The organism is Kitasatospora sp. NPDC004799 (genome assembly GCF_040609095.1).
In the GTDB taxonomy this organism is placed as follows: Bacteria; Actinomycetota; Actinomycetes; order Streptomycetales; family Streptomycetaceae; genus Kitasatospora.
Map to the genome: position 1 here is coordinate 1 of NZ_JBEXJK010000350.1, position 8838 is coordinate 8838.

12 protein-coding genes are annotated in these 8838 nt (G+C 73.3%); 7 read left to right on the plus strand and 5 right to left on the minus strand.

The window, feature by feature from the left end; all coding sequences use genetic code 11:
- Together ABZW03_RS31640 and ABZW03_RS31645 are read right to left on the minus strand one after the other, a co-directional pair.
- Nucleotides 1-488, minus strand: a 488-nt coding sequence (locus tag ABZW03_RS31640) for a YidC/Oxa1 family membrane protein insertase (protein WP_355265885.1), incomplete at its 3' end; no start/stop codon positions are given.
- Nucleotides 489-564: 76 nt separating this feature from the next.
- Nucleotides 565-858 (minus strand): DUF6412 domain-containing protein, encoded by a 294-nt coding sequence (locus tag ABZW03_RS31645; protein WP_355265888.1) that lies wholly within the window; start codon nt 856-858, stop codon nt 565-567.
- Between the two features lie 355 nt (nt 859-1213).
- On the opposite strand from ABZW03_RS31645, the gene ABZW03_RS31650 reads away from it, so the two are divergent.
- Both ABZW03_RS31650 and ABZW03_RS31655 read left to right on the plus strand, forming a co-directional pair.
- Nucleotides 1214-1495: a type II toxin-antitoxin system prevent-host-death family antitoxin gene (locus ABZW03_RS31650; protein ID WP_355265891.1), complete on the plus strand. Its 282-nt coding sequence runs from the start codon at nt 1214-1216 to the stop codon at nt 1493-1495.
- On the plus strand, nt 1488-1910 hold the full coding sequence (locus ABZW03_RS31655) for a type II toxin-antitoxin system VapC family toxin (protein WP_355265894.1): 423 nt from the start codon (nt 1488-1490) through the stop codon (nt 1908-1910). The genes ABZW03_RS31650 and ABZW03_RS31655 overlap by 8 nt, the downstream gene beginning before the upstream one ends.
- Nucleotides 1911-1920: 10 nt before the next feature.
- Here ABZW03_RS31655 and ABZW03_RS31660 read toward each other — a convergent pair whose 3' ends face one another.
- Both ABZW03_RS31660 and ABZW03_RS31665 read right to left on the minus strand, forming a co-directional pair.
- Nucleotides 1921-2517 (minus strand): hypothetical protein, encoded by a 597-nt coding sequence (locus ABZW03_RS31660; RefSeq protein WP_355265897.1) that lies wholly within the window; start codon nt 2515-2517, stop codon nt 1921-1923.
- A 56-nt stretch (nt 2518-2573) separates the two neighbouring features.
- The gene (locus ABZW03_RS31665) at nt 2574-3650 is read right to left on the minus strand and encodes a Gfo/Idh/MocA family oxidoreductase (RefSeq protein ID WP_355265899.1); all 1077 of its coding nucleotides are present in this window, start codon (nt 3648-3650) and stop codon (nt 2574-2576) included.
- 280 nt (nt 3651-3930) lie between these two features.
- Between ABZW03_RS31665 and ABZW03_RS31670 the strand changes: the two genes are divergently transcribed.
- Both ABZW03_RS31670 and ABZW03_RS31675 read left to right on the plus strand, forming a co-directional pair.
- A complete protein-coding gene (locus tag ABZW03_RS31670) occupies nt 3931-4764 on the plus strand; it encodes an NAD(P)H-binding protein (RefSeq protein WP_355265902.1) in 834 nt (277 codons plus the stop codon).
- 126 nt (nt 4765-4890) lie between these two features.
- The gene (locus ABZW03_RS31675; protein ID WP_355265904.1) at nt 4891-5388 is read left to right on the plus strand and encodes a cupin domain-containing protein; all 498 of its coding nucleotides are present in this window, start codon (nt 4891-4893) and stop codon (nt 5386-5388) included.
- A gap of 22 nt (nt 5389-5410) precedes the next feature.
- Here the strand turns inward: ABZW03_RS31675 and ABZW03_RS31680 are convergent, their stop codons facing one another.
- Entirely contained in the window at nt 5411-6364 is a 954-nt protein-coding gene (locus ABZW03_RS31680; protein WP_355265906.1) for a helix-turn-helix domain-containing protein, read from the minus strand.
- Nucleotides 6365-6435: 71 nt separating this feature from the next.
- Here ABZW03_RS31680 and ABZW03_RS31685 point away from each other — a divergent pair, with 71 nt between their 5' ends.
- From ABZW03_RS31685 to ABZW03_RS31695, 3 genes are all read left to right on the plus strand, one after another.
- Nucleotides 6436-6768: a cupin domain-containing protein gene (locus ABZW03_RS31685; RefSeq protein ID WP_355265909.1), complete on the plus strand. Its 333-nt coding sequence runs from the start codon at nt 6436-6438 to the stop codon at nt 6766-6768.
- 172 nt (nt 6769-6940) lie between these two features.
- A complete protein-coding gene (locus tag ABZW03_RS31690) occupies nt 6941-7720 on the plus strand; it encodes an HAD-IIA family hydrolase (RefSeq protein ID WP_355265912.1) in 780 nt (259 codons plus the stop codon).
- Nucleotides 7721-7941: 221 nt separating this feature from the next.
- Nucleotides 7942-8670: a uracil-DNA glycosylase gene (locus ABZW03_RS31695; protein WP_355265915.1), complete on the plus strand. Its 729-nt coding sequence runs from the start codon at nt 7942-7944 to the stop codon at nt 8668-8670.
- Nucleotides 8671-8838: the final 168 nt, after the last annotated feature.

An 8838-nucleotide genomic window follows, 5' to 3' on the forward strand; every position in this document is an offset into this window, starting at 1 on the left:
GCCCGGCGGAAGTTGACGAACCCGACCGCCGTCAGCCCGGCGAACAGCGCCGCGAGCACCGCCCACTGCCCGGCGCCGTGCGCGCCCGTGACGTGCAGGCCCAGCGGGACGCCGAACAGGGTGTGGTCCAGCAGGTCGTTCGGGGTGGTGAACAGGCGGTACATCACCGAGAAGAAGGGAATCTGCACCAGCAGCGGCAGGCACCCCGCGACCGGCGACACCTGCTCCTTCCGGTACATCTCGGCCAGCGCCTCCCGCAGCTTCTCCGGGCGCTTCCCGTGCTTCTCCCGCAGCGCGGCGACCTTCGGCGCCAGCCGCGCCCTGGCCTTCTCCCCGCGCGCCGCCGCCCGCGCCAACGGGTGCAGCGCGAGCCGGACGGCGACGGTGAACAGCACGATCGCCAGGGCGGTCGGCAGGACGTGGGCGATGGCGGCGACGGCGGCGTGCGCGGCGGCGACGGCCGGGTCGAGAACAGCGAGAACGGACATGGTGGAGCGAGCCCTCCGGGGTCTCAGGACATGAGTGATCGGCGGAGGACGGCCGCGCGGAACGGCAGTTGAGTGGTTACGCGGCCGCCAGGGCCGCCCCCGGCGCCCTGGGGCGTCGCCTGCCCCGGGCGTCCGGATCACGCTGCGGAAGGAACGCCGTACCGAACGCCCGGCGCCGCAGCACCCCGCTGCGCACCGCCGCCGGCGCCCGCGCGCCCAGCAGCCGCGCCCCGGCCAGTGCCCCGGCGACCGCCCCGGCCACCAGCACCACGGCCGCGACGGCGGCCACCGACGACAGCGCCCCGCTGGCGGCCACCGACTCCCCGGTCAACACCCGGAGCAGGCCCAACAGCATCGCGACCAAGGCCACGGCGCGCTCCCCCTCCCGGTGTCCCATCGGCTCCCTGACGTACCAACAGGACGATCCTACGGCCCGCCGGGTTCCCGCCCGGCCACGTGGTAGCCGCGGGCGGTGGCGGCCGGGCGGTCGGCGGTGGGGCCGAGCCGGCGGTCGAGGCCGGTCCAGCGCTCGTTCCACCGGGTGAGCGCCTGGGGCAGCGCGGGACCGCAGGCTCAGGCGCCGGCCGAACCGGTGGCCGAACCGCCGGCCGAACCGCCGGCCGAACCGCCGGCCGAACCCAGCCGGTCGGGCGCGGCCGGAGAGGGGGTTCGGCGAGCTCGGGCGGGGTGTAGCCAGGGGGGCTACGCGGGGCTACCGTGGGGAGATGAAGACGATTACCCAGCGGGAGTTCCGGAACAACTCCGCCGCGGTGATGGATGCGGTGGAGGCGGGGGAGACCTTCCACATCACCAGGAACGGGGTCGAGGTCGCGGAGCTGCGGCCGGTGTCCGGGCGGCGGCGGCTCACGGCGGAGGAGCTGGTGGCGCGGCACGTGAAGCTGCCGCGGGTCGACTACCAGCAGATGCGCAAGGAGGCCGAGGAGCACTTCGGCCCCGAGGAGCTGGTGGGGGACGACGACGACCCGTTCGAGCGGCGGCGTGGCTGAGCGCCGACGGGCGCCCCGGCGGCGGCCGGCCGGGGTGCTGGACACCTGCGTGTACATCGACCTGGCGCTGCTCAACCCGGCCGACCTGCCGGCCGTGCCGGAGCTGACCGCGATCACCTTCGCCGAGCTGCAGCAGGGCGTGTCGATGGCCCGCGACCCGGCCAGCCGGGCGGCCCGGCTGGAGGTGCTGGGCGCGGCGATGGCGGACTTCGACCCGCTGCCCTTCGACGCGGCGGCCGCCGCGCGCTACGGGACGCTGGTCACGCTGACCATCGCCGCCGGCCGGCAGCCGCGCCCGCGCCGGATAGACCTGATGATCGCCGCGGTCGCCTCGGCCCACGGGCTGCCGCTGTACACCCGCAACGTGGCGGACTTCCGGGGGCTGGGCTCGGCGGTGGAGGTCATCGGCGTGTAAGGGGCGGAGGTCATCGGGCCGCGAGGGCGGCGGCTCCGTCCCGCTCGATCCGGTCGGCCAGCTCGGCCGCGTACTTCAGGGCCGTCGCCCGGTGCCGGGTGCGCAGCAGGACGGTGTTGCCCCCGCGCTTGTGCCGGTCGTCCCCCGCCTTGGCGGCGACGGCCCACCGCGGGCGGCGGAGCAGGGCGAGGACCAGCCAGCGGAGTCCGAAGTTCAGGCCCAGGAGGATCGCGATGGGGATGACCAGGAGGACCCCCTCGCCGGCGGTGCCGTCGACGTTCACGAGGGGCTCGTAGGCGCGCAGGCGCCTGGAGGTGGGAAACAGGCGCCCGAGCCAGACCACCGCGATCCGTACCGGCCGCCCGTCGGGACCGGTCACGTCGACGTAGCCGATCGACCCGCTCCGCGTGCCGTGCGTCCAGGCCCTCCGCTCGCTCTCGGTCGAGCGGATCTCCTCGTGCTCGCGCTGCTCGGCCTCCCGGACCTTCTGGCGCTGCTCGAACGCTTCGGTCCAGGCCTTCTCGCGCTTCTTCTGTTCGGCGGACCACTCCTGCTCGCGCCGGATGCGCTCCTCGGCATCGACCCGCCGCCCCCGCTGACTGCTCATCCGGTCATCCTATGAAGCAGTCGGACGCGGGGTGGCGGGTTCCGCGCAGGAGTCCGTCAGCCCAGGCGGACCGCCGTCCCGGTGGCGGCGGAGGCGCGGGCGGCCTCCAGCACGGTCAGGGTGGCCACCGCGTCGCGCGGGTCGACCGGGGGCGGGGTGCCCGGGGTGGCCAGGGCGGCGGCGATGCCCGCGTAGAAGGCGGGGTAGTCGCCCGGGTCGGTGGGCAGCGAGATCGCGGACTCGTCGGTGCCGAGGGTGCCGTAGTGCGCGGGCCGGTCGGCGCCCCAGGGGCGGGTGCCGTCCGGGCGCAGGCCCGCCCGCAGGTCGGCCTCCTGCGGGTCCATGCCGGGCTTGACGTAGCCGGCGGTGTCGCCGAGCACCCGCAGCCGGGGGCCGATCAGCGGGGTGATCGCGCTGGTCCACAGGTGCGAGCGGGTGCCGGAGGCGTGGGTGAGGGCGAGGAAGGCGTCGTCGTCCACCACCGCGCCGTCGCGCCGCACGTCGATCTCCGCGTACACCGTCTCGACCGGCCCGAACAGGGTGAGCGCCTGGTCGACCAGGTGGCTGCCCAGGTCGTACAGGGTGCCGCCGACCTCGGCCGGGTCGGCCAGCTCCCGCCAGCCCGGCTTGGGCTTGGGGCGGAAGCGCTCGAAGCGGGACTCGAAGCGGTGCACCCGGCCGAGCGCGCCGCCCTGCACCAGCCGGCTCGCGGTGAGGAAGTCGCCGTCCCAGCGGCGGTTGTGGAAGACCGAGAGCAGCACGCCCCGCTCCTCGGCGAGCCGGCACAGCTCCAGCGCCTCGGCGGCGGTGCCGGCCAGCGGCTTGTCCACCACGGTGGCCAGCCCGGCCCGCAGGGCGGCGCGGGCGAGCGGCGCGTGGGTGCGGTTGGGCGAGGCGATGACGACCAGGTCGAGCGCGTCCGGGTCGGCGAGCAGCTGCTCGGGCGTGTCCACGGCGCGGGCGCCGGGGTGCTCCCGCGCCAGCTGGGCGCGCCGGTCGGGGTTGGCGGTGACCACGGCGTCCAGCCGCAGCCCCGGGGTGGTGGCGATCAGCGGGGCGTGGAAGGCGGAGCCGGCCAGGCCGTAGCCGATCAGGCCGACGCGGAACGGACCGGGGGTCGTCTGCGGGTTCATGCGCCTACTCAATCACGCGTGTCCGGAGGACGAGACGCCCGGTTACTCCCGGTTTCGCCGGAGCGCCCGTCGGCCGGCAGCGCAGTCCGGTGGGCGTCCCGCCGCACGGCGGCCGCGTCCGGTGGGCCACCTGTCACAGCTCGACTGCGACACGACCGACGCCGCGAGGGCCCTCCCACGACACCGGGAGGGCCTTCGTCGTGCACGGGGTTGACCTGAAGTGCGATTGAGCTTTTAGCGTGTCCTCAAGTTGATCATCTGACGGCGGGAGAACGCGCTCATGATCCTCGTGACCGGAGCCACCGGGAACATCGGCAGTGCACTGCTGAGGGAGTTGCACGCATGCGGTGCGGGGCCGCTGAGAGGGCTCACCCGTGACGCCGCACGGGCGAGGTTCCCCGAGGAGGTCGAGGCCGTCGAGGGTGACTTCGCGCTGCCGGAGTCGTTGAAGCCCGCCCTGGACGGGGTGCGCTCGCTGTTCCTCGTGTCGCGCATGGGCCCGGACGCGGACATCCTCGCGGCAGCCCGGCGGGCGGGTGTCGAGCACGTGGTGCTGGTGTCGTCCATCACCGTCCGGACCCATCCGCACCTCGGCCCCGCCGGCGAGAACCTGGCGGTCGAGCAGCTGCTCAAGGACAGCGGCATGGACTGGACGATCCTGCGGCCGACGCAGTTCGCCTCGAACGCCCTGATGTGGGCGGCGTCGATCCGCGGCCGTGAGGCGGTCCGCGCGCCGTACGCGGACACCGGGCTGCCCACGATCCACCCCGCGGACATCGCGGCAGTGGCGCGGGTAGCGCTGACCGAGCCCGGCCACCGGGGGCGGACGTACGCCCTGACCGGTCCGGAGCCGGTGACGGCCCGACAGCAGGTCGAGGCCATCGCGGCAGCACTCGGGCGGGATGTGCCGTTCATCGAGATCAGCCGGCGGGAGGCTCGTGATCGGATGGCCGCGGTCTTCGGGGAGGAGGCCGCGGACGCGGTGCTCGACGTCACGGGCGGAGACGTCAACGACGAGCTACTGGCCGTGCGCGACACGGTTTCACAGGTCACCGGCTCCCCGGCCAGGCCGTTCCGGCAGTGGGCCGAGGAGCACGCCCACATGTTCCGCTGAGCCTTGTCCCAGGTGGCCGCCGGTGTACCCCGTGCCGGGGCGGTCCGGCCCGACCGCCGGGCCGGCGGGTGGGCGCCGTCCGGGCGGGTGGCGTACGTTCGTGTGATCGACATCCAGGAGCAGCCAGTGTCTCTCTTCATCCCCGACTTCGACGACACCGTCGTCGTACGCTCCGCCGACGCCGAGTTGACAGGCGCGGGCGGCCCGGTGACCAACCAGCTGCTGGTGGACAGCCCTGCCACGGGTGGGGCGCTCTCCAGCATGCGTGTCACGCTCGGCAAGGGAGCGAACGGCGCCCGCCCGCACTACCACGGCAAGTCCGCTGAGATGTTCTACGTCCTGGACGGCACTGCCCAGTTGCTGTCCGGAGGCCGCGTGGTCACCGCGGAGCGTGGGGACGTGGTGGTCGTACCGCCCGGCACCCAGCACGCTTTCGCTGCCGCGCCCGGCGAGATCGCGGACATGCTCGTCGTCATCACGCCCGGGGTGGAGCGCTTCGAGTACTTCCGCCATCTCGAGCGCATCCGCTACGGCGAGGTGCCGCCGGAGAGTCTCCTGGAGGTCCAGGAACTGTACGACTCCTACTTCGGGACCAGCGCCGTCTGGGACGCCGCGCGCGGATGACGGTGCCGGCCGAGTGCACCTCCTACCGGGCTTCGCCGAAGGCACGTCGGTACGCCCCGGGGGTGGTGCCGAGGGCCGTCCGGAAGCGGTGGCGCAGGTTGACCGCGGAGGCGAGGCCGACCCTGGTGGCGATGGCCTCCACCGGCAGGTCGGTCTGCTCCAGCAGAACCCGTGCTGCCTCGATGCGTTGACGGAGCAGCCACTGGCCGGGGCTGGTGCCGAGTTGTCGGGTGAAGCGTCGGGCGAGCGTGCGGCTGGACAGCCCGGCGTGCTCGGCGAGCCGGTCGAGGGTCAGGCGGGCGTCGAGCCGGGAGGAGGCCCATTCCAGCAGCGGGGCCAGCGACTCGTCCGTCCTGGCGGGGGCGGGCCGTACGGCGTACTGGAGTTGACTGCCCTCCCGGTGCGGGGGCAGGACCATGCTCCGGGCGATCCGGGCGGCGTACGCGGCGCCGTGGTCGGAGCGGACGAGGTGCAGGCAGAGGTCGATGCCGGCACCGGTCCCGGCGCTGGTCGCCACGTCGCCGTGGTCCACGTACAGCACGTCCGGGTCCACCTCGACGTCGGGGAAGTCGGCGGCGAGTTGGTCGGTGCGGCACCAGTGGGTGGTGGCGCGGCGGCCGTCGAGCAGTCCGGCCCGGGCCAGCAGGAACGCGCCGGTGCAGATGGCGACGATCCTGGCCCCGCGCCGGTGGGCGTCCCGGAGCGCGGTCAGAACGGCCGACGACACCGGTCCGCCCGGCGGATGCCAGCCCGGGACGATCACGGTGTCCGCCTGCTTCAGGGCGGCCAGCCCGGTGTCGACGAGCATCGAGTAGCCGACGGTGGTCGGGACGGGCCCGGGGTGCTCGGTGCACACCTGGAAGTCGTAGCGCACCGGCACCCCTGCGCGGACGGTGCCGAAGACCTCGCCGGCGCAGGCGAGTTCGAAGGGTGACTGCGGCGGGTTCAGCAGGGCGACCACGCGGTGACGGCGCATGGCACGAATATATCCACGGATGTCTTTCGGGACTCTCGAAGCCGGGCACCGACCTGTCGCACAGTGGCTCCATGAGCGAAACCGATGGAGCTACCGCACTGAAGACCACCGTTCAGGTCGAGGAGGTCGAACCCGTCGAGGTCGTGCCCGGGATCGTGCGCCGCAGGCTGCCGAGGACCGAGTACGCCAGAGGCTGGCTGATCGACTTCGCGCCGGGGAGCGAGTGGCCGGAGGTCGACGTGCACGCCACCGAGGAGCGCTACTTCGTGCTGAGCGGCGAGGTGATCGAGGGGGAGGAGCGCCACGGACCCGGCACGTACGTGGTGTTCGCGCCGGGCAGCCGCCACCGGCCCCGCACCGAGACCGGTGCGCGGATGCTCGGGATCACCGTGCTGCCGCGCTGACCCGTCCGGCGGGTCCCTCCCGCTGTACGGACAGGCGGGTCGGACACGACGGCGGACGACTACGCTGGTCGGCGTTGGGGCAGCCTGCGGCGCCCGGCCGGCCGAGGGTGTCCGGTCCGGAGCGATGTGCGAGATCGTTCAGTACCGTTGCAAGATCGAGGGAGACACCTACGTGGCAGAGCGCAAGCCCATCGAGTCCTGGCTGACCGACATGGACGGGGTCCTCATCCACGAGGGCACGCCGATCCCCGGGGCGAAGGAGTTCCTGCGCAAGCTGCGGGAGTCCGGCAAGCCGTTCCTGGTCCTCACCAACAACTCCATCTACACCCCGCGCGACCTCAGCGCCCGGCTCGCCGGGATGGGGTTGGAGGTGCCCGAGGAGTGCATCTGGACCTCCGCCCTGGCCACGGCCAAGTTCCTCAAGAGCCAGCGGCCGAACGGCACCGCGTACGTGATCGGCGAGGCGGGGCTCACCACCGCGCTGTACCAGGCCGGTTACGTGCTGACCGACAACAACCCCGACTACGTGGTGCTCGGCGAGACCCGCACCTACTCCTTCGAGGCGCTCACCAAGGCGATCCGCCTGATCAACCAGGGCGCCCGGTTCATCTGCACCAACCCGGACGAGACCGGCCCCTCCACCGAGGGCGTGCTGCCGGCCACCGGTTCGGTCGCGGCCCTGATCACCAAGGCGACCGGGGTGGAGCCGTACTTCGTCGGCAAGCCCAACCCGCTGATGATGCGCGAGGCGCTGAACACCGCCGGCGCCCACTCCGAGACGGCGGTGATGATCGGCGACCGGATGGACACCGACATCGTCGCGGGCATGGAGGCCGGCATGGAGACCGTCCTGGTGCTCACCGGGCTGACCTCCGCCGCCGACGTGGAGCGCTTCCCGTACCGGCCGTCCCGCGTGGTCAAGTCGATCGCGGACCTGGTCGAGCTGGTCTGACCTCCGCGGTGCCGTCGCGGGCCCCGTTCCGGCCGGTCGTCGGGGCGGGGCCGCTCCGTGTCCGGAGATCGGTCGGCGGGTCGGTCGGCGGGTCGGTCGGTGGGGCGGAGTCCCTCGTGCCGGTGGTCGGCTCCGGGGGAGTGGATTGTCGGTGGGGCTGTGTAGCGTTCGGGGGAAAGAGGGCGTGCGGCGCAGCAGCCGCGGTGTTGGAGGTAGATGTCGTGACGGACACGGTCGAGGCGGGCGTGGTCGAGGCCGGCGCGGGCGGCGGGCTGGAGCTGCCCGAGTCCTGGCGCGGGGTGCTGGGCGCCGAGACGGAGAAGCCCTACTTCGCCGAGCTGGCGGCCTTCGTGGCGGCCCAGCGCGCGGAGCACGAGGTGTTCCCCCCGAGCGGCCAGGAGTTCGCCGCGCTGGAGGCCACTCCGTACGACAAGGTCCGGGTGCTCGTGCTCGGCCAGGACCCGTACCACGACAACGGCCAGGCCCACGGCATGAGCTTCTCGGTGCTGCCCGGCACCAGGACGCCGCCGTCGCTGCGCAACATCTTCAAGGAGCTGGACGCCGACCTGGGCATCCCCGCCCCGGACAACGGCTACCTGATGCACTGGGCCGAGCAGGGCGTGCTGCTGCTCAACGCGGTGCTCACGGTCCGCGCGCACGAGGCCAACTCGCACAAGGCGAAGGGCTGGGAGAAGTTCACCGATGCGGTGATCAAGGCGGTGAGCGACCGCGAGGAGCCGGTGGTCTTCGTGCTGTGGGGCAACTACGCGAAGAAGAAGCTGCCGCTGATCGACACCGCCAAGCACGTGGTGGTGCAGGGGGCGCACCCGTCGCCGCTGTCGGCCAAGCTGTTCTTCGGCAGCCGTCCGTTCTCGCAGATCAACGCCGCGCTGGACTCCTTCGGCGGCGGGGCGATCGACTGGCAGGTGCCGAACCTGAAGGCGGTCTGAGTCCCGGGCCTGAAGGAGGTCGGAGCCCCGGCCGGAGCGCCTCGGGTGCTCCGTGAGCGGTCCTGATCGGTCCTGAGCGTCGGTGGCCGTGGGTCGGACGGGTTCGATGTCCCGTTCGCCCCCGGGCCCATGGCGTTGACCGGCGGCGGGCCGGGGCCCGCGCCCGGG